We start from the raw sequence: 20,496 nt of genomic DNA on the forward strand, positions 1-20,496 counted from the left end.
AGAGAGAGATGGTTGAAATCAACCTGAATCGCAGGCAGTTTCTTAAGCTGTCAGGTGCCACTGCGGCAACCCTGGCAATTGTCGAGCTCGGATTCAATGAAAAAGAAGTCCATGCGAAAACAAAAGAACTCAAGATTGCCAAAGCTACTGTAACACCAACCATTTGTCCATACTGCGCTGTGGGCTGCGGGATTTTAGTCCATACGAAAAACAATGATGTGGTATATACGGAAGGGGATCCGGATCATCCCATCAATGAAGGAAGCCTGTGCAGCAAAGGGACAACGATCAGACAATTATTCACCTCAGAAAAGCGCGTCCTGAAGCCGCGTTACCGCGCTCCAGGCAGCGATAAGTGGGAAGAAAAAGATTGGGGATGGATGCTAGATACTATCGCCAAACGAGTGAAAGAAACACGGGACAAAACATTCGTTGAAAAATCAAACGGAATTTTTGTCAATAAAACAGAAGCGATTGCCAGTCTTGGCGGCGCAGCTCTGGATAACGAAGAAACGTATTTGCTTGCGAAAATGATGAGAGGGCTTGGTGTCACCTATTTAGAGCACCAGGCACGAATATGACACAGTTCAACGGTTGCCGGTCTGGCACCATCATTTGGTCGTGGAGCAATGACAAATCACTGGACTGATCTGCAGCATACCGATTGTGCGCTGATCATTGGTGCGAACCCTGCTGAAAACCATCCAATCAGCTTCAGATGGCTTTTAAAAGCAAGGGAAAACGGAGGGAAAATACTGTCAGTCGACCCGCGTTTCACAAGAACGTCATCTCAGGCTGATATTTATGCACCGCTTCGTTCTGGAACGGATATTCCTTTTATCGGCGGATTGATCAATTATGCGATTGAACACGATCTTGTTCACAAAGAGTATGTTGCTAAATATACAAATGCTTCCTTTATCGTCAAAGAAGGCTTCACATTCAAGGACGGCTTGTTCAGCGGATATGATCCAAAAACCCGTTCCTATGACATGGCGAGCTGGTCTTTTGAAACACAAGAAGATGGAACTCCGGTCAAGGATGAAACACTGCAGCATCCTCGCAGCGTGTTTCAGTTGCTGAAAAAGCATTATTCCCGTTATGATGTCGACTCTGTGTCAACAGTGACAGGAACACCGAAGGAAGAATACCTCAAGGTGGCAGAGGCTTACTGTGCAACAGGAAAGCCTGGAAAATCCGGTACGATCCTTTATGCGATGGGTACAACCCAGCATACGGTCGGCACCCAAAACGTTCGCTCTTATGCAATGCTGCAGCTGCTTCTTGGCAATATCGGTATGCCTGGCGGCGGAGTGAATGCACTTCGCGGCGAATCAAACGTACAGGGCTCCACCGACTTCGGTCTGTTGTTCGGGGACCTTCCAGGATATCTGGGAGCGCCGAAAGAGCAGCCAGTACACGCAACCCTTAAAGCTTATCTCGAAAAAGAAACACCTGCTGCTGGTTATTGGAGCAATAAGCCGAAATTTGTCGTCAGCCTTCTCAAGGCATGGTATGGCCCGAACGCGACGAAAGACAATGAATTCTGCTATCAGTATCTTCCAAAAGGAAACAAGAATTACTCTCATATCGCCCTGTTCAATGCCATGTATAAAGGCGAGTTGACTGGTGCATTCCTGTTTGGAACCAATCCTGTCGTCGGCGGTCCGAACGCTGGCAAGGAAAAAGAAGCACTCAGCAAGCTCGACTGGCTCGTTGCAATGGACCTTTGGGAGACAGAAACATCCGCATTCTGGCAAAAAGAAGCTGGCAGTGATCCTTCAAAAATCAACACAGAAGTGTTCCTGCTTCCGGCCGCGTCCTCCTATGAAAAAGAAGGAACGGTATCAAACAGCGGACGCTGGATGCAGTACCGCTGGAAGGCGATCGAACCTAAAGGCGAATCAAAGGCAGATATGGAAATCATCCATATGCTGATGCAAAGAATCAAAGGCCTGTATAAAAATGAAAGCTCGCCTGCTGCAAAATCGATTAATGCACTGTACTGGAATTACGGGGAACATGATCACCCAGAATTTGATCTTGTCGCCCGTGAAATCAACGGCTATTACACGAAGACAGGCAAGCAGGTCGAGAACTTCGGCATGCTCGCAGATGACGGCTCGACATGTTCGGGAAACTGGATTTATTCAGGCTTTTATCCGGAAGAAGGCAATCTGTCCAAGCGCCGTGACAACAAGGATAATGGCATGGGCAACTTCCTGAACTGGTCTTATGCATGGCCGATGAACCGCCGGATTCTATACAACCGAGCATCGGCAGATCCAGCTGGAAAGCCTTGGAATAAGGATAAGGCAGTCATCTGGTGGGATGCTGCTGCGAAAAAATGGACGGGACATGATATTCCAGACTTTAAAGCGGTTGTCGCCCCAACTGATAAGGGGGGTATGAACCCATTCATCATGCTAAAGGATGGCGTCGGCGGCATGTATGCTCCAACGCTCAACGACGGACCATTCCCAGAGCATTACGAACCGTTTGAAAGTCCGGTGCCAAATGCTTTCTCTAGCCAGGAATACAATCCGACCATCAAAGTCTGGGGTGGCGACTTCAACTTAAAAGGCACGAAGAAGCAGTATCCGATCGTGGCGACAACGTACCGTGTAAGTGAACACTGGCAATCCGGTTCGATGACGCGTAACCAGGAGTGGCTGTCAGAGCTTGCCGGACATATGTACATCGAAATGAGTGAAGAACTTGCGAAGGAAAAAGGCATCAAGAATAAGGATCAAGTCATCGTGACATCCGCACGCGGCGAGGTTAAAGCCTATGCGATGGTAACGAAACGCTTCAAGCCGCACATGATTAATGGCAAGAAGGTGCACCAGATCGGCATGCCTTGGCACTTCGGTTTTAAAGGATATGCAACAGGGGATACAGCAAACCGCTTAACACCTCATATCGGGGACGCTAATACCATGATTCCTGAATATAAGGCATTCCTCTGCGACGTAAGGAGGGCTGACTAATGGCAACGGCTGAATATGTAAAATTTGTCGATGTGACCAAATGTGACGGCTGTCGCGCCTGTATGGTCGCCTGCAAAAACTGGAATGACCTTCCGGCTGAGCCGGAAGCGTTCCAGGGCAGCGTCCAATCACATGCGAATGTGACAGCGAACACTTGGAATGTGCTGTCATTCATTGAACACGAGAACGGACAAGGCAATCTTGAATACCTTTTCCGCCACTCCTCCTGTTTCCATTGTACGGATGCCGCCTGCGTCAAGGTGTGTCCAGAGGATGCGATGCACTACACAGAATTTGGCACTGTCGATGTGGACAGCGATAAATGCGTCGGCTGTGGTTACTGTGTGCAGAACTGCCCATTTGATGTGGTTCAGCTGGCAACCTACAAAGATACAAACGGCAAAGAGTACAAAAAAGCACAGAAATGCACGATGTGCGTTGACCGTCTGGAAGAAGGGATGCAGCCTGCTTGTGTCACTACTTGTCATACAGACGCCATGGAGTTTGGAACAAAAGAAGAAATGCTCAAGAAAGCCGAAAAGCGCCTGAGCGAAATTAAAGAGAGATTTCCTAACGCAATGATTTACAACCCAGAAGGAGTCGGCGGTACTCATACGATTTACGTCCTTGCCGAAAAACCTTCTGTATACGGCTTGCCTGAGCAGCCGAAAGTTCCGACATCAGCGATCGTCTGGAAGGATTATGCTCAGCCAATCGGCAAAATGATGCTTGGAGCAACAAGCATGGCGCTTGTTGGTGCATTCGTCAGCAACAAGCTGTTCAATAAAGAGGGCAAAGACCATGAAGAGGATGGAGGTGGCGGCCATGAGTAAAACCCAGTATTCAGGTGTAAAAGTCAAACGCTTTTCGAAAGGCTTTGTTGTTGCGCATGCAGTGAACGCCATTTCCTTCTTCGCCCTTTATATCACGGCCTTGCCGATGTATACGGAATGGTTTGACTGGCTCTACCCTGTGCTTGGCGGTCCAGAAGGCGCCAGAAGGCTTCACAGGATTTTCGCTGTCGCGTTTATAACGCCGACTTTTATCTGGCTGATCTTGGAACCGAAAGGCCTGCTTCGCTGGGGCAAGGAACTTGTTACCTGGAAAAAGCGGGATTTACAGTTTTTCACCGAGTTCGTCAAAGAACTGTTCGGCTTTAATTTCAAACATGTGAAGCAGACTTTCTTCAATGCTGGGGAAAAAATCAACTCCATCATCCAGATTTTTACGGCGATACTGATCATCGGCTCTGGATTTCCGATGTGGTTCCCGGACTTGTTCCCGGCAGCAATCGTTCAATGGGCATATGTGGCTCATAATGTTGGCTTCGGTTTGGCGATTGCAGTCGTAGTCGGTCATATCTACCTGAGCGTCATTCACAAAAACTCTCGTCCAGGATACACTGGTGTCCTTACAGGCGAGGTTCCGGCAGAATGGGCAAAAGAACACTATACAGAATGGTATGAAGAAGAAGTCAAGAAAGGCAACTTTCCCGATCTTGACAAAGGAAAAAACAAGAAAAAAGGCGCTTAAAACCTTTGACAGAGGGAATGGGTCCATCAAATGGGTCCATTCCCTAAAAATTTTTTTACTAAAATCTAATGAAAAGAGGCTACTGCCATGAAAAAGTCCGTTGTCTCAAAAGAGTACCAGAAGCTGCAGAAGGAAATTATTTCCTTGCAGGAACAATGGAAAACGTCCCTTGACCCTGACCGAATTCTTCCAAGGATAGATAAAGCAGCCATGGAATCAGGGGTGCCAGTCGTTGCATGGACGGCGATTGACTTTGACATACCACTATTCTTACAGTGGATAGAGGATATAGGCAAGTTATTAGCGAATTATCAACCAGAGCTAGAAAAAACAATCGAAACAATCAAGGGGCTTTTAGATGAAGAGACAGCAAAACGCTGGATTGATGAAGCCTTTGCTTTTAACCATATTTATTTCGCCAGCTTTGCAGAGGAGCAAGAAATCGATGGATGGATTCCGCAATTTATCGCGGAAACGGTACTACGGCCTTATTTGCAGCTGACCGCGGAAAAAGTCCAGGGGGAAATTCAGTACGCCGTTCATGGCGCCGGATGCCCTGTCTGCGGAGAACCGGTCCGGCTTGCACAGCTGGAAGACGGTGGAAAAAAGGTATTGCACTGTCCGCGCTGCCTAGCCCACTGGCATGATAAACGGATTACATGCTCCCATTGTGGCAATGAGGACCATGAAACAGTCCATTTCTTGACGATCGAAGGAGAGTCCGCCGCGCAAATCCAGGTTTGTGAAGAATGCAAAGGCTATACGAAAATAATTGATACAAGACAATATATTGTAAAGCCGACACCGGCAATGCTAGACTTGAATACAATCCACCTCGATTTTGTAGCACAGGAAAATGGCTACAAATCCGCTGGGGAAACCAAACAGACAAATTAAAAGAGGTGCTGTCGGATGAAAGCCGGAGCGATTATTTTGGCAGGCGGCAAATCTAGCAGGATGGGAACGAACAAGGCTCTCCTGAAATTTCATGAAAAATCGAATATTGAGAGAATGAAGGATGAGTTACAACAAGTATTTGATGATATAATTCTAGTAACGAATGATCCTGAAAGCTATCAGTTTTTACAATTGAAAAGTGTAACAGACCAGTATCCGGGTTCCGGGCCGCTTGCGGGCATCCATGCAGGGCTGGAAGCATCAGATTACGAAGAGAATTTCATCGTAGCCTGTGATATGCCGTTTGTATCTGCAGAGCTTGCCGGAAATCTTGTAAAAGCGCTCAAGCACCACGATGCCGTTGTGCCCGTCAGTGATGGCAGGGAGCATCCGCTTTTTGCGGCGTACCAAAAACGGGTTGCCCGCGATGCGGTGAAATGCATCGAGGACGGCAACTTAAGGATCAGGCATATGCTTGCAAAACTGGATGTTCGCTACCTCGAGGACTCAGACTTGCAGCTGTATGGCGGCAGCAATCTGGAACGCATTTTTTTTAATATGAACCATCCCGATGAATATGAAGCTGCGAAGAAATGGATGGAATCCGGGGAATAGTTTCAGGTGCCAGAAAGGAAGATAGCCAGCATGCAATTTTTCAAAGTGAAAACGGTTGAAGAGACATTTGCGTTAATCGATGAAAAAATTAGCAAAATCAAAGAAACCGAAGTTCGTGCGCTTGATGAATCCCTTCATTCTATCCTGGCCGAGGACATCAAGGCCGATGAGAATGTACCGGGCTTTGACCGCTCTACCGTCGATGGGTATGCGGTCATCGCCAGAGACACCTATGGTTCATCAGAATCGATGCCTGGATTTCTGAATGTTACCGGAGAGATTCATATGGGCGAAGTGGCGGTCAAACCAGTGGGCAGGGGAGAAGCCATTAATGTACCGACGGGCGGAATGCTTCCACCGGGCAGCGACAGCGTGCTAATGATCGAGCATTGCGAGGAAATCGGCGGGCTATTGAATACGTACAAGCAGATCGCTCCTGGCGAAAACGTTATCCGTTCAGGCGAGGATATTCGCATCGGCGAGGTGCTGTTAACCGCAGGGACGAAATTGCGGCCGCAGGAGCTGGGAGCCTTGGCGGCACTTGGTATTTCCGAGGTGAAGGTCTATCGCAAATTGAAAGCTGCTTACCTATCTTCAGGCGACGAAATCGTTCCTTTTGAAACCAAAACACTTGAAACTGGGCAAATCCGTGACATTAACTACCTGACTGTCAAAGGCTTGGCCAATGAATGGGACATCGAGCTGATGTATGGCGGCATCACCGGCGATGATTATCAGGAGTTTGCTAGCAAGGCACGTGAACTATATCAACAGGTGGACTGCCTTATTTTATCAGGGGGAAGTTCCGTTGGCACGAAGGACTACACAACGGAGGTCATCCAGTCCCTTGGAGCTCCAGGCGTGTTTGTCCATGGAATCTCAATCAAGCCAGGCAAGCCGACGATTTTGGCGGTAGCAGATGGAAAGCCGGTGATTGGATTGCCGGGGCATCCGGCATCGGCAATGATCATCTTCAAGTTGTTTGGCGAACAGATCTTCCGCAGGCTAAAAGGGGAAAAAAAGGAACAGAAGCCCGAGCGGATTTTCGCTCGGATTGTTAAAAACATCGCATCCTCAGCAGGAAGATCCGATTATATCCGGGTCAGGCTGGAAAAAAAGGATGGGGAATGGTGGGCCGAGCCAATCATCGGCAAATCAGGGCTAATCACAACTTTGGTAAAAAGCGATGGAATCGTTGAGATTATTTCCGAAAAAGAGGGAATTTCTCAAGGCGATTACGTTCCAGTCATTTTGACGAGATAGGGGGAGCCGCATCATGGATAAAATCCGCTATAACCGAAAGATTTATCTAGAAGACAAGCCGCGCGCGCAAGCAAGGGAGGAAGTCCTGTCTGCATTTGACTTGCCCCAGAAAAAGGAATGGATTCCGGCTGCTGCTGCCCTTGGCCGTATTACTGCTGAACCTGTTTTCGCCAAGGTTTCGATGCCTTTTTACCATGCATCCGCGATGGATGGAGTTGCTGTCAACGCCGAGGATACGTATGAAGCCCATGAGCAGCGCCCGCTCCAGTTAAAAAAGGATGAGCAATTCACCTATGTTGACACCGGAAATGCCATCCCTCAGGAATTTAATGCCGTCATTATGGTCGAAAACATTCATGTTATCGACGATGAGACGATCGAAATCATCGAGCCGGCAACGCCATGGCAGCATATCCGCCCGATTGGCGAGGATATCGTTCAGGAGGAAATGCTGTTCACACAGGGGCATCAGCTGCGTCCTGCCGATCTTGGCGCACTGCTTGCCGCACAGGCCACCGAGGTGTGCGTAGTGAAAAAGCCGCTTGTAACAATCATTCCAACAGGAAATGAACTGGTCAGCGCAGATGCATCGCTGTCGTCAGGCCGAATCATCGAGTTCAATGGCACCGTTTTTAGCGCTTATGTAGAAGATTGGGGCGGCCAGCCTTTGTTGCATCCGATCGTTAAGGATGAACCGGAAAAAATTAGAGAAGCATTGCTGAACGCGGCTGACACATCTGAAATCGTTGTGATCAACGCAGGTTCTTCTGCAGGTTCAAAGGATTATACGGTACACATTCTGGAGGAGCTTGGCACTGTTTTTACCCATGGTGTTGCGACAAGGCCGGGCAAGCCTGTCATTTTGGGAAAAATAAAAGAGAAAGTGGTCGTAGGGGTTCCGGGTTATCCGGTTTCGGCCTATATGGCATTAGAGTGGTTTGTCAGGCCGCTCATTTGCAAGTATCTAGGGGTCCAAGAGCCAGAACGGGCAAAGCTGAAAGTCAAGCTTGGCCGCAGGATTGTCTCCACGATGGGGGCAGAGGACTTTGTCCGAATGAATATCGGCTATGTGAATGGACAATTTGTCGCCAATCCGCTGACGCGTGCGGCGGGCGTTACGATGTCGCTCGTGCGCGCAGACGGCTTGCTCGTCGTGCCGCCGGAAGAGTTGGGATACGAACAGGGAGATACTGTCGAGGTTGAGCTTTACAGACCGGTGGAAGAGATAAAAAATGCAATCGTCTTCAGCGGCAGCCATGACATGACAATAGACCTGCTATCCTCCCAGCTCAAAAATCAGCGCACCGACATGAAAATTGTTTCTTCCCATGTTGGCAGCATGGCCGGTTTGATGGCAATCAGAAAAGGGGAAGCCCATGTAGCGGGCATTCATTTGCTTGACCCAGAGACAAAGGAATATAATATTACCTATGTAAGGAAATTACTTGCTGGGCAAGACGCAGTCCTTTACCCCTTCTTGAAGAGAACGCAAGGCTGGATGCTTCCAAAAGGCAATCCGCTCGGAATTGAACATGTCAGCGACATCGCCGCGAAGAATGCCGATTATGCCAACAGGCAAAAAGGTGCCGGTACTCGTATATTGTTCGATTTATTGTTACGAGAAGCTGGCCTCGACGCAGACCAGATCAATGGGTATGACCGTGAAATGTTCTCCCATTTAAGCGTCGCTGCTGAAGTAAAGGGAAACGACAATGCCGCCGGACTCGGGATCTACCCGGCTGCCCGGGCAATGGGACTCGACTTCATCCCGGTTGCAGACGAAAGCTATGATTTGCTGATGACAAAAGCATTTTTCGAAAGTGAAAAGGGAAGATGGTTAACATCGGTGATTCAATCACACGCCTTCCAATTAGAAGTCGACAAAATCGGCGGATACGCTGTCGTCGAAAATCCTCAACCTATATATTTTTAAAAGGCGTGGGGAAAGGGAAAAATCCAAAACATACATCCTGATCTGGATCAGTTTTATAGAGGTGATTTTGATGAATTTTGAAATAGCGAAAGATCCAATCAACGTTCAAGCGGTGATTGATAAAGTAATCCAGCGCGAAGCAGGGGCAATCACAACATTCATTGGCACTGTCCGTGAATGGACAAAGGGAAAGAAAACCGTTTACCTTGTATATGAAGCCTATGAGCCAATGGCTGTCAAAAAACTGGAGCAAATTGGCACGGAAATTCAGGAACGCTGGAGTGGCGCACAGGTCGCAATCACGCATCGGGTAGGCAAACTCGATATCACGGATATTGCGGTCGTGATCGCCGTTTCCACCCCTCACCGCAACGATGCCTATGAAGCCAATCGTTACGCGATAGAGCGCATCAAGGAAATCGTCCCAATCTGGAAGAAAGAGCATTGGGAGGATGGCGAAGAATGGATTGGCAACCAACTAGAAACTGTCCCATATCCGACAGGGAAACCGGAGGAGAAGGATTTCCATGAATAAACTATTATTTTTTGCCCACCTGCGAGACGAAGCTGGCCATGAATCAGTCGAAATCGATGCTGCAGGCAAGACGGTTGCTGAACTGAAGCGAATGGTTGCAGAAAAATATGGTGTCCAAAAGCTTGATAGTTCCATGACAGCGATCAATGAAGAATTTGCATCCAATGAGGAAGTCATTAAAGAAGGGGATACCATCGCCTTCATCCCGCCAGTTTCCGGCGGTTGATCGATAGCAAATACCCGTTCCGTTGACAGACTTTTCGATGGAATCTGGGCGTTTGTTTTACAGGAGGTAACACCTATGTCAGAAAGGTATTCACGCCAGACGCTGTTTCCTCCAATAGGAAAATCTGGACAGGAAAAAATTCGCAGCAAGCATGTGCTGATGATTGGTGCAGGTGCTTTAGGATCAGGAAACGCCGAGCTGCTAGTGAGAGCTGGGATCGGCCGTCTGACGATAGTCGACCGTGATTATATCGAAGCAAGCAATCTGCAAAGACAGCAATTATACACCGAAGAGGATGTCGCTCAGAAGCTTCCCAAGGCTGCCGCAGCTGAAAAAAGACTGAAAGCCATCAATTCTGATGTGGAGATCCGTGCCTTGATCGCAGATGCCACTCCTGAAAAACTGGAGGAGCTAGTCGATGGTGTCGATTTAATCATCGATGCGACGGATAATTTTGAAACAAGAATGGCGATTAATGATATTTCGCAAAAGTACCAGATTCCGTGGATTTATGGTGCCTGTGTCGCCAGCTTTGGCATGAGTTTCTCGATCATTCCTGGAAAAACGCCATGTCTAAACTGCTTGCTGAAGACGATGCCGCTGCAAGGGATGACTTGCGACACAGGTGGCATCATTGGGCCTGCCGTACAAATGGTCATCGCCCATCAAGGCAGCGAAGCACTGAAAATTCTTGTCGAAGACTGGGATGCGCTCAGAACTTCTTTTGTCAGCTTTGATCTGTGGCGAAATCAGTATGCAAGCATGAAAATGTCAAAAGCGAAGGATTCTGGCTGCCTCTCCTGCGGCGAAAATCCGACCTACCCTTATTTGGATGCGGAAAATAGGACGAAAACGACGGTTCTGTGCGGACGGGATACAGTCCAGGTTAGACCGCCGAAGCAGCAGCAGCTGAACCTTCAGGAAACGGCTGAAAAAATGAGGGATTTGGGTTATCAAGTAAAAGCGAACCCCTATCTAGTATCGGTCGAAATAGACGAAAACAGGATGGTCATTTTCCAAGACGGCCGAGCATTAATCCACGGGACGAAGGATTTGGCACAGGCACGCAGCATCTATCAGCGGTTTTTAGGCTAGAGAAATGCAAAAACCCCCTGCCGGCTTCCGGAGGGGGTTTTTGAAAAAACTTTTTGCTTGGTTTATTTTCCTTCATTGTTTGCAACAAGGACTAAGCGTCCCTTATCCAATTCGACTTCATACTGCTCGGCTTCTTGCTTTGTGAGTCCGAGTGATTCGAATTTGCTGCGCAGTTCGTCTCCGCGTGATTTGAACATATTGCCGATGGAATCAAAGAAGCCCTGTTCCTTGAAGCCGAGATCGCCTGTTTCGGTTGCCTCTGTCAAGTGTTCACTGCGGTTTTCCTCATGAGCGAATATATAAATATTTTCTTTCCCAAAACCTGCAGCCTCGAGCGAGCTGATTTTTTCCGTTGCCTGTACGCCGTTTTCAACGACTTCGATTTTTACCATGCTATCTTCCTCCTTAGTGATTTTTCATCTATACTAGTTTGGGAAGCTGTTATAGCCTTCCACGTCTACACTCTATATATAACCGATATACGCTCGTCTAAACTTGTTGGGAAAAATGTTCACATATCGTTATGGAAAGAAAGGAGCGACTTTCAGGATGCAATTGCTGAAAAACGGGTGGGCATCCTTGCTGGCGGAGGAATTTGAAAAAGCCTATTACCTTGAATTAAGAGAATACTTGATGGAAGAATACGAGAAGGAAACGGTCTATCCCGAGAAGGAAGACATCTTCAATGCATTGCTGTTTACCGACTATGATAAGGTGAAAGTAGTCATTCTTGGTCAGGATCCCTATCATCGACCAGGGCAGGCCCATGGTCTTAGTTTTTCGGTTAAACCAGGGGTTGCCGTCCCGCCATCCCTGCGAAATATTTTCAAGGAGCTGAAAGAGGACCTTGGCTGCAAAATTCCCAATCATGGCTATTTAAAAAACTGGGCAGACCAAGGTGTCCTGCTGTTAAATACGGTACTAACAGTCAGAAAGGGAGAAGCGCATTCCCACAAGGGGAAGGGATGGGAAATCTTCACCGATAAAGTTATCAAACTGTTGAATGAGCGTGAAGCACCAGTGATTTTCATCCTTTGGGGCAAACCAGCCGAAACGAAAAGGAAGTTAATTGATGAAAGCAAGCATAAAATCATCCAGTCTGCCCATCCAAGCCCTTTGTCTGCCAGCAGAGGCTTCTTTGGAAGCAAACCTTTCTCTAAAGTGAATGAGATTTTGCGACAATCGGACAGACAGGAAATCGATTGGCAAATCGAAGATAGGTAATTGTTTCTTAAAAATTCGACATGTTCCACGTGAAACCGACAGCAAATTCTTCTACAGTCGAAAATAGTGCGGATATAAGGTAAAATGAAACCATACGACAACATAGAATCTGATCTTACCTTATCAGCTAGCGTCCGTGGAGGTGAATGCATGAATATTTCTCTGCAAAAATTGCTTTTAAAAATGGAAGAAGAAATAAGGATAGCCAAATCAGCACGATCAGAAGCTGCACAGCGAGAACGTATCCAGTCCATTAAAACGCTTTGTGAACTTGTTCTTGATGAACCAGGAGGATCCGGGCAAGGCCCAATCGTCCAACAGCCAGCTCAACCATTTATTCCTGCCCAACCACAGCAGCAACTGCCGGCGAGCCAGCCATCTCCAATCGCTCTGCAACCGAAAAAACTGGAAATGGATGATAACTCAAACGGAGATTCGCTATTCGATTTCTAAATTAAAAATAGAGGTGAAAACGATGAAAATATTTATCATAATTGGAGCGATCAATGCCTTTCTTGCAGTCGCGCTAGGAGCTTTTGGTGCGCATGGACTGGAAGGCAAGGTGGAGCCGAAATATATTGAAATCTGGAAAACGGGTGTTACCTATCAGATGTTCCACGCAATCGGAATTTTATTCATTGGCGTGCTGCTAGGAAAACTCCCGGCAACTTCACTGCTAAACTGGTCAGGCTGGCTGATGCTGATCGGAATCATCCTATTTTCCGGAAGCCTGTATACGCTGACGCTTACAAAAATCAGCATCCTCGGTGCCATCACCCCACTTGGCGGAGTATCATTCCTCGCCGCTTGGGTATTATTAATCATTGCCGCAGGAAAATATCTATAATAAAATGGGTTGTTTTTTCAGAGCCATTCGGCAATTTTCGGACTTTGAACGCTTTAAGTAACAAAAAAACGGCCGAAGCCGCTTTGTAGGGTTGAGGATCTTTATCTAGGCGGGTAAGCTGTTAATCCAGGACCGCCTCCGTAGGGGTAATCATATTCGATTTCTTCATCAAACGTTACGTAATCCACGTAAATCATTGGCAATAGATAGCGTTTGCCCGTCTGTGGGTCACTGAGGATGAGATGATCCCTTCCAGCTGCTTCAATGATTCCTTGGAAAATTTTTGCATTCCACTCGGTGTTATTTTCGAAAGTCGCATACACCGTTGCAAGCTTTCCTTTGTTCAAGCGAAGGATATTTTCGATATAGGATGCTTCGATTGGAAGCATTCCTGGTACCTGGACGCCTCCAACAGCACCTCCACCAACACCAGGCATGAAACCGCCGGACTGGGCAGGGGGGAAGGGAGTACCTCCTTGCCCCATTTGCCCCATCTGCCCCATCTGTCCCATTTGAGCCATTTGCGGCATCTGTCCTGGCGCAGCCGATTTTTCTTCATTGCCGCTATAAGGCTGATACATCTGTGGAAACGCTCGGTAATTATAGTAGGGATTATTGTATTGAGTCATTGCGTAGCCTCCTCAAAAATGATTTCTTTCTCAACTAAGCTTTAATAGGATAGAGTACAAGTAACCGATCCTCACTAGTTCATCATATGAGGGAAGCTGCGTTTTATGACTCAAACATTTTAAACGAACGGACAAAAAACCCCCAAGCATTTGCTTGGGGGTTTTCTTATCTTTTAAACATTCAGGAATGCAGGGATGCGGTCTTCTTCTAGCAGAGTTCCTACGAAGAAGGATCCGAATTCGCCATAGCGGGCGCTGACTTCATCAAAGCGCATTTCATAAACAAGCTTCTTGAATTGCAGGACATCGTCAGCGAACAAAGTGACGCCCCATTCATAGTCGTCGAAGCCAACGGAGCCGGTGATGATCTGCTTTACTTTGCCTGCATACTGGCGGCCGATCATGCTGTGGCTGCGCATCATATTGCGGCGATCTTCCATTGGGAGCATATACCAGTTGTCTGCACCTTGGCGCCGCTTGTCCATTGGATAGAAGCAAACATACTTAGCCTTTGGAAGTTCAGGGTAAAGGCGGGCAAGGATTTGCGGGTTCTGATATGGATCTTCGCCAGCCGGCAAATAGTTGCTCAGCTCGACAACTGAAACATAAGAATGAGCAGGAAGCGTGAATTCAGCAAGTCTCGATTTGTTGAATTCTGTTTCGATCTCATTTAATTCTTCCATCGTTGGGCGCAGGATCATCATCATGAAGTCTGCTTTTTGGCCGACAATCGTATACAGGGCATGACTTCCTTGTTTATCAGTCTGAGTCTTGTCCCATTTTTCCACAAGGCCTAGAAATTCTTGAATGATTTCTTGGCGTTCTTCAGCTGGAATCATCTTCCAGGTTATCCAATCAACCGTGCGGAAATCATGTAGGGAATACCAGCCATCTAAAGTCTGTGCTGCATCAGTCATTTCTATCACTCCTAAAAATAAATTATATCAATATCATAGCATAGTTTCTCCTTTCGCCATGTTAATATTACCCGGGATTGTTTATCCTGTTTAGAAAAAGGATATTTTGTTAAGGATTACAAATAGTAAAAGAAGCACGGAACAGGTAGGAAAATTTTTAATAAAAAGATTTCAATGGTGAAAGCGGTATCACTCTTGTATTTTAATGGCGGTAAAGTATGCTAATAGTATAGATTAAAGGAGGAGTCAGCATGAGTGATTTATTTGAAGGCTTGAAAGCCAAATTAACCGGTCAAAATTTACGGATCGTGTTTCCGGAAGGACTCGACGAACGGATTTTGACAGCAGCCGGAAAACTAGCTGCAGACGGCGTATTAACCCCGATTTTAATAGGAGATATTGAACAAATCCAGGCGAAGGCATCAGACTTGGATGTATCGCTTGACGCAGCAGAAATATATGATCCTGCCAACTTCGCGATGATGGACGAGCTTGTCGCAGCCTTTGTGGAGAGACGGAAGGGGAAAGCCACAGAGGAGCAAGCGCGCAAAATTCTGCTTGATGAAAACTATTTTGGCACAATGCTAGTGTACTCAAACAAAGCAGACGGCCTTGTCAGCGGGGCAGCCCACTCGACTGCGGACACGGTAAGACCGGCATTGCAAATCATCAAAACAAAGGAAGGCGTACGCAAGACATCCGGAGTTTTCATTATGGTTCGTGAAGAGGAGAAGTATGTATTCGCCGACTGTGCGATCAATATTGCTCCCGACAGCCAGGACCTTGCTGAAATTGCGGTTGAAAGTGCGAAGACAGCCAGAATGTTCGATGTGGAACCGCCGCGCGTGGCAATGCTTAGCTTCTCCACAAAAGGCTCAGCTGTCTCCCCAGAAACGGAAAGGGTATCAGCAGCAGTAGCCGAAGCCAAGCTCCGTGATCCGCTGCTAATTGTTGATGGAGAGTTCCAATTCGACGCCGCCTTCGTTCCATCGGTTGCAGAGAAGAAAGCTCCAGATTCAGTGATCATGGGCAACGCCAATGTGTTCGTATTCCCAAACCTTGAGGCAGGGAATATCGGCTATAAAATCGCACAGCGCCTTGGCGGATTTGATGCAATCGGACCGATTTTGCAAGGGCTGAACCGCCCGGTAAACGATTTATCGCGCGGCTGCAGTGAAGAAGATGTGTACAAGCTGGCACTGATCACAGCAGCACAGGCGTTAACTAAGTAAAAAGAATAGATTCTCGGCTGGTCGGAATTTTTCGATCGGCTTTTTTTCAGCAGCTTCAACGAAAAAAAGCTAAAGGTAGAAAAGAGGAAATTGCGATGGATGAGGCGCTTAGTTTACTGCGTCAGGATAAATGGAGAGTGATCGACCAGTCAGCTCTTGGCCCTGAATTTCATGCCCTGCAGTCATTCGGGACGGACGATACATTATGTGAATCGGTCGGAAAAGGCGAGTCACCGGCAACAGCGAGAGCATGGGTTCATCATGACACAGTCGTCCTTGGAATCCAGGATACAAGGCTTCCCTATCTCGAGGGCGGACTCGACTACCTGGAAAGGCAAGGGTACAAGTATATTGTTCGCAACTCGGGTGGTCTTGCCGTCGTGCTGGATGAAGGAGTCCTCAATCTTTCGCTCGTTCTCCCTGAAAAGGAAAAAGCGATCGACATCAATCGCGGCTATGATGCCATGTGGTTATTGGTCAAGGAGTTGTTCGCTGATTTTAACAAAAGCATAGAGGCTAAGGAAATTGCTGCATCCTATTGTCCTGGAAGCTATGATCTGAGCATCGGCGGGAAAAAATTCGCCGGAATCTCGCAGCGCCGTCTGAAAAAGGGGGTCGCTGTGCAAATCTATCTTTGTGTCTCAGGGAAGGGCAGCCAGAGGGCTGAATTGATCCGTGGGTTTTATGAACGCGCCATTAACGGAGAAAGGACGAAATTTACCTATCCAAAAGTCCAGCCAGAGGTGATGGCCTCCTTGTCCGAATTATTCGGAGTGGATCTCACCATTCAAGAGGTGATGCTGCGGCTGTTAACATTCCTACAAGCAAACAGCAACGAACTCACCTCAGGATTTTTGAACGGAGACGAGCTGGAGCTTTTTGACCATTATTACCAGCGAGTGATCGAACGGAATGAAAAATTTTTGGAATAGTCGACAAGAAAAGCTGGAATCGAATGATCCCAGCTTTTTTAAAAACATAGAGGCAGTTGTTGCCATCTTCTCCTTCTCCATCTTCGGGTCATGATTGGAGCGTTATTCGGCTACTTTTTCGAGATTGCCATTGCGGTCCATCTTAAACTTGGTTGCTGATCGCTCTTCCTCATCAAACAGGGCGAGTTTGCGGGCCCGGTTCATGATTTTCATGAGTGTTTCGTAATCTTCCTGCATGGTGTTCGTATTTTCCTCGAGACTGGTGATTTTGTTCTGCAAGTCTTCATTTTGTTTTCTTAAACTATTGATTTCTCGTTTCAATCTTTCATTCTCGCTCTTATAAATGTCAATCTGGAGCGATGAACCGCTCAGGCTTTGCAGATAGGCGATGACATGTCCCATCGTTAATCCGGTTGGCGGAACGGTGTAGCGGACAGGCGCTGTACGAGATACAGGTGTTTCGACCGTTTTCGCAGGTATTTCGGCTAGCTCTTCGGCTGTTTCTACTGAATAATCCTTCGGGGTCTTGTCCTTGTTTACAAACGCTTGCATTTCGGCCATCAGTGCAGCGTCGATCTGCTTGTCGTCCTGTTCCAGTATCGATAGATCGAAGCTGGGCTGGTCACCATTTCCTGCTGCTGGCGATCCTGTTAAACTGTCATCTAAAGTTGGAACCGGCGGATTGTAGAGCAGTTTCTTTTTACCGCTCTGATCTTTTCCTAGGATTCTCTGTCTCTGTTTCCGCTGCTTTTTGGCAATCTGCAATGCTTTTTCATAGCTATGCCGCACGACGGCGTTCCAGCGAAATCCGCAGGCGGCGGAAGTGCGGTCCAGCTTGTCGCCTACCTCTTCAAAAGCGTTCAATTGGGTGCTTCCTTCCCTTACATGGCGGAGCACGGTTTCAGCCAGCAGTAAATCATTTTCCTCTGTCCAGGCATCTTGACGTGTTTTCATCATTTTTCAACTCCCTTTTAAAACTTATAATTCAAGCTTGTCCGGAAATTGGAAACCTTATACATCGTATAATGGAAGGATAGTAGATTTTTTGCGGGAAATACGTGTTTTCCATATAGCTAGATAAGCAAATAGGCCTGTTCAACAGCTTGCAATCAAGTACAATTAGAGGTAAAATACGCTTTAGTCTTAAAGAAAAGCGCGGCCGCCTTGCACAGCTACAAGCAAACGATGGATCAGGTTAGGCTGGTAAAGAACGGCGAGTTTGTAAAGAAAGGATTGTCTTAAATGGCAAACGAATTTCGTGTTTGCGACGATTGTCAGGCCGTAAACCTTAAAACATTAATTCCGAAGCTCAAGCAGCTCGATCCTCAAGCAACGATTGAAATCGGCTGCCAGTCCTACTGTGGACCAGGCAGGAAAAAGACATTCGCATTCGTCAACAATCGTCCCGTCGCTGCACTAACCGAGGAAGAATTGATAGAAAAAGTACAGAAGAAGCTTAAATAAACTTTTTCAAAAAAAAAGCAAATCACCTTTATAATGAGGTGATTTTTTTAAACATATTTGCTACATTTTTTGTAAAAATTTGCAGAAAACCGTGATGATTTGACGAAGGAAACAAGCTATAATGGAAACAAGCTAATCAGGGAGAAGGAGAACGATGGAATATTCGGAAGAAAAATTATTTGAAGAAAAAGTATTCAAAGATCCAGTACACCGGTATGTCCATGTCCGTGACCGAGTGATCTGGGATCTGATCGGGACGAAGGAGTTCCAGCGTTTGAGAAGGATCAAGCAGCTCGGCACAACGTATTTGACCTTCCACGGAGCTGAGCACAGCCGTTTCAACCATTCACTCGGTGTCTATGAAATCACCCGGCGGATCGTGGATAATGTGTTTGCTTCCCGTCCTGAATGGAATGAGGGGGAGCGCCTGCTTTCTTTATGTGCCGCCCTGTTACATGATTTAGGCCATGGACCGTTCTCCCACTCGTTCGAGAAAGTTTTCGACCTCGATCACGAAGATTTTACAAGGAAAATCATTCTTGGCGATACAGAAGTGAACCAAGTTCTTTCAAGGGTGGCGGTAGATTTTCCGAGAAAGGTAGCCGAAGTAATCGAAAAAACGTATGAAAATAAGTTGATCATCAGCTTGATTTCGAGTCAGATTGACGCAGACCGGATGGACTACCTGCAGAGAGATGCCTATTTTACAGGAGTCAGCTACGGACATTTTGATATGGAACGAATTTTGCGTGTCATGCGACCGCGGGAAGATCAGGTCGTCATCAAGCAGAGCGGGATGCATGCTGTCGAGGACTATATAATGAGCCGCTACCAGATGTACTGGCAAGTCTACTTCCATCCTGTGACAAGAAGTGCGGAGGTCATCCTGTCGAAGATCCTGCACCGTGCCAAACACCTTCATGAACAAAACTATACATTTAAACATAAACCGCACCATTTTTACTCGATTTTTGAGGATCGAATCTCCTTGCAAGACTATTTAAAATTAGACGAGGCAGTCTTTCTCTATTATTTTCAAATATGGGAAGAAGAGGAGGACCAGATTCTCAGCGATTTGTGCCGCCGCTTTAATAATCGCAATCTGTTTAAATATGTCGAGTTCGACCCTGCAAAAGAATACAAGAAGCTGGCAAAGCTTTCGGTGCTGTTCGAGCAGGCAGGGATTGACCCGGAATACTATCTGGTAGTCGATTCTTCCTCAGACCTTCCATATGATTTTTACCGTCCTGGCGAGGAGGAAGAACGCCTGCCAATCCACCTGCTGAAAAAGAATGGGGAGATCCGCGAACTGTCTCGTGAGTCTGAGATTGTCGACGCCATTTCTGGTAAAAGGCGGACAGATCATAAATTATACTATCCAGCCGATTTTTTGGAAAAGGAAAAAGCACGACCTGAAATGATGCAGATTGCACAGATTCTTGAGCTGAACTTAGACAATGGGACCATTTGATACAGGAGTTGACGCGTTTTGTTAAAAGACCACGCTAAAATCATACATGCCATTTCCGTTTCTGGAGAGGTCACCGGCAGGAAAAAACTGCAGAAAATGATCTATATCGCCAAAAAGTTGGACTTTCCGTTCCAAGAACGCTTTCAGTTTCATTTTTATGGACCGTATTCGGAAGAGCTGACTTTACGAGTGGAAGAGCTTTGCAATATGGGCTTTTTGGAAGAAGTGAAAGAAAAGAAAGGCGGCTATTACCAGTACCGCTACACCCTTACAGAAGCTGGCCAGGAATTCCTCGGAGAGAACAGCGTCGAGATGCCACGGCTACATGATTGTCTGACCGATATCAACGGACAAAATGCCAGATTCCTTGAACTCGTTTCCACTGTTTTGTATTTTGATAACTTGTCAGAAGCCGAGGTCCGGGAAAAAATCCAAACCGTGAAAAAAAGCCAGAAATACAGCAACGAAGAAATAGACGAAGCTTACTCATATATAGCGAGTTTAAAAAATAAGTCCAGGCAATAGTTTTTAATGAATCGAGTATGGAACCTAATCTAAGGTTTTGTGCTCGATTTTTTTATAAAAAAGAGATATATGCCCGGAATACAGAAATAGAAGGAAACTAGTCACACATGTACCCGTGAAAAGAGGAAACAGCGGTTCACGGTCACATACAAGGGAAACATGTGCCCG

22 protein-coding genes are annotated in these 20,496 nt (G+C 46.8%); 18 read left to right on the forward strand and 4 right to left on the reverse strand.

The window, feature by feature from the left end; translation table 11 throughout:
• Positions 1-17: 17 nt before the first annotated feature.
• From fdnG to UB32_RS10775, 10 genes are all read left to right on the forward strand, one after another.
• Complete coding sequence (gene fdnG, locus UB32_RS10730) at positions 18-2,990, forward strand: formate dehydrogenase-N subunit alpha (protein WP_277813883.1); 2,973 nt, start codon at positions 18-20, stop codon at positions 2,988-2,990.
• On the forward strand, positions 2,990-3,823 hold the full coding sequence (locus UB32_RS10735; RefSeq protein WP_044393669.1) for a 4Fe-4S dicluster domain-containing protein: 834 nt from the start codon (positions 2,990-2,992) through the stop codon (positions 3,821-3,823). Before fdnG ends, UB32_RS10735 begins: the two co-directional genes overlap by 1 nt.
• Entirely contained in the window at positions 3,816-4,523 is a 708-nt protein-coding gene (locus UB32_RS10740; RefSeq protein WP_044393671.1) for a formate dehydrogenase subunit gamma, read from the forward strand. Before UB32_RS10735 ends, UB32_RS10740 begins: the two co-directional genes overlap by 8 nt.
• Positions 4,524-4,610: 87 nt before the next feature.
• A complete protein-coding gene (locus UB32_RS10745) occupies positions 4,611-5,420 on the forward strand; it encodes a formate dehydrogenase accessory protein FdhE (RefSeq protein ID WP_044393673.1) in 810 nt (269 codons plus the stop codon).
• A 15-nt stretch (positions 5,421-5,435) separates the two neighbouring features.
• Positions 5,436-6,035, forward strand: coding sequence for a molybdenum cofactor guanylyltransferase (gene mobA, locus UB32_RS10750; RefSeq protein WP_044393675.1), 600 nt, complete (start codon positions 5,436-5,438; stop codon positions 6,033-6,035).
• Between the two features lie 30 nt (positions 6,036-6,065).
• Positions 6,066-7,298 carry a molybdopterin molybdotransferase MoeA gene (locus tag UB32_RS10755; RefSeq protein WP_044393677.1) on the forward strand — a complete coding sequence of 411 codons (1,233 nt, stop codon included), beginning with the start codon at positions 6,066-6,068 and terminating at the stop codon, positions 7,296-7,298.
• A gap of 13 nt (positions 7,299-7,311) precedes the next feature.
• Positions 7,312-9,231: a molybdopterin biosynthesis protein gene (locus UB32_RS10760; RefSeq protein WP_044393678.1), complete on the forward strand. Its 1,920-nt coding sequence runs from the start codon at positions 7,312-7,314 to the stop codon at positions 9,229-9,231.
• A 70-nt stretch (positions 9,232-9,301) separates the two neighbouring features.
• Positions 9,302-9,766 carry a molybdenum cofactor biosynthesis protein MoaE gene (locus UB32_RS10765; RefSeq protein ID WP_044393679.1) on the forward strand — a complete coding sequence of 155 codons (465 nt, stop codon included), beginning with the start codon at positions 9,302-9,304 and terminating at the stop codon, positions 9,764-9,766.
• The gene (gene moaD, locus UB32_RS10770; protein WP_044393680.1) at positions 9,759-9,992 is read left to right on the forward strand and encodes a molybdopterin converting factor subunit 1; all 234 of its coding nucleotides are present in this window, start codon (positions 9,759-9,761) and stop codon (positions 9,990-9,992) included. Before UB32_RS10765 ends, moaD begins: the two co-directional genes overlap by 8 nt.
• A gap of 75 nt (positions 9,993-10,067) precedes the next feature.
• Entirely contained in the window at positions 10,068-11,087 is a 1,020-nt protein-coding gene (locus tag UB32_RS10775; RefSeq protein WP_044393682.1) for a thiazole biosynthesis adenylyltransferase ThiF, read from the forward strand.
• A gap of 62 nt (positions 11,088-11,149) precedes the next feature.
• Here UB32_RS10775 and UB32_RS10780 read toward each other — a convergent pair whose 3' ends face one another.
• The gene (locus UB32_RS10780) at positions 11,150-11,479 is read right to left on the reverse strand and encodes a general stress protein (protein WP_044393683.1); all 330 of its coding nucleotides are present in this window, start codon (positions 11,477-11,479) and stop codon (positions 11,150-11,152) included.
• Between the two features lie 157 nt (positions 11,480-11,636).
• Here UB32_RS10780 and UB32_RS10785 point away from each other — a divergent pair, with 157 nt between their 5' ends.
• The 3 genes from UB32_RS10785 (at position 11,637) to UB32_RS10795 (ending at position 13,158) form a co-directional block, all read left to right on the forward strand.
• The gene (locus UB32_RS10785; protein WP_044393686.1) at positions 11,637-12,311 is read left to right on the forward strand and encodes a uracil-DNA glycosylase; all 675 of its coding nucleotides are present in this window, start codon (positions 11,637-11,639) and stop codon (positions 12,309-12,311) included.
• 150 nt (positions 12,312-12,461) lie between these two features.
• On the forward strand, positions 12,462-12,764 hold the full coding sequence (locus UB32_RS10790) for a YwdI family protein (protein WP_044393688.1): 303 nt from the start codon (positions 12,462-12,464) through the stop codon (positions 12,762-12,764).
• Positions 12,765-12,786: 22 nt separating this feature from the next.
• Positions 12,787-13,158 carry a DUF423 domain-containing protein gene (locus UB32_RS10795; protein WP_044393690.1) on the forward strand — a complete coding sequence of 124 codons (372 nt, stop codon included), beginning with the start codon at positions 12,787-12,789 and terminating at the stop codon, positions 13,156-13,158.
• A 101-nt stretch (positions 13,159-13,259) separates the two neighbouring features.
• Here the strand turns inward: UB32_RS10795 and gerQ are convergent, their stop codons facing one another.
• Together gerQ and hemQ are read right to left on the reverse strand one after the other, a co-directional pair.
• Complete coding sequence (gene gerQ, locus UB32_RS10800) at positions 13,260-13,787, reverse strand: spore coat protein GerQ (protein WP_044393692.1); 528 nt, start codon at positions 13,785-13,787, stop codon at positions 13,260-13,262.
• Between the two features lie 173 nt (positions 13,788-13,960).
• Positions 13,961-14,704 carry a hydrogen peroxide-dependent heme synthase gene (hemQ, locus tag UB32_RS10805; protein WP_044393694.1) on the reverse strand — a complete coding sequence of 248 codons (744 nt, stop codon included), beginning with the start codon at positions 14,702-14,704 and terminating at the stop codon, positions 13,961-13,963.
• 251 nt (positions 14,705-14,955) lie between these two features.
• Between hemQ and pta the strand changes: the two genes are divergently transcribed.
• Positions 14,956-15,936, forward strand: coding sequence for a phosphate acetyltransferase (pta, locus tag UB32_RS10810; RefSeq protein ID WP_044393696.1), 981 nt, complete (start codon positions 14,956-14,958; stop codon positions 15,934-15,936).
• Positions 15,937-16,031: 95 nt separating this feature from the next.
• On the forward strand, positions 16,032-16,868 hold the full coding sequence (locus UB32_RS10815; RefSeq protein WP_044393698.1) for a lipoate--protein ligase family protein: 837 nt from the start codon (positions 16,032-16,034) through the stop codon (positions 16,866-16,868).
• A gap of 102 nt (positions 16,869-16,970) precedes the next feature.
• On the opposite strand, the gene UB32_RS10820 is transcribed toward UB32_RS10815, so the two are convergent.
• On the reverse strand, positions 16,971-17,822 hold the full coding sequence (locus UB32_RS10820; RefSeq protein ID WP_044393710.1) for an RsfA family transcriptional regulator: 852 nt from the start codon (positions 17,820-17,822) through the stop codon (positions 16,971-16,973).
• Positions 17,823-18,110: 288 nt separating this feature from the next.
• On the opposite strand from UB32_RS10820, the gene UB32_RS10825 reads away from it, so the two are divergent.
• The 3 genes from UB32_RS10825 (at position 18,111) to UB32_RS10835 (ending at position 20,328) form a co-directional block, all read left to right on the forward strand.
• Positions 18,111-18,332 carry a DUF1450 domain-containing protein gene (locus UB32_RS10825; protein WP_044393700.1) on the forward strand — a complete coding sequence of 74 codons (222 nt, stop codon included), beginning with the start codon at positions 18,111-18,113 and terminating at the stop codon, positions 18,330-18,332.
• Positions 18,333-18,486: 154 nt separating this feature from the next.
• Entirely contained in the window at positions 18,487-19,803 is a 1,317-nt protein-coding gene (locus UB32_RS10830) for an HD domain-containing protein (RefSeq protein WP_044393702.1), read from the forward strand.
• 18 nt (positions 19,804-19,821) lie between these two features.
• On the forward strand, positions 19,822-20,328 hold the full coding sequence (locus UB32_RS10835; RefSeq protein WP_044393704.1) for a YwgA family protein: 507 nt from the start codon (positions 19,822-19,824) through the stop codon (positions 20,326-20,328).
• Positions 20,329-20,496: the final 168 nt, after the last annotated feature.

This window comes from Mesobacillus subterraneus (assembly GCF_000934845.1).
Classification (GTDB): domain Bacteria; phylum Bacillota; class Bacilli; order Bacillales; family Cytobacillaceae; genus Mesobacillus; species Mesobacillus stamsii.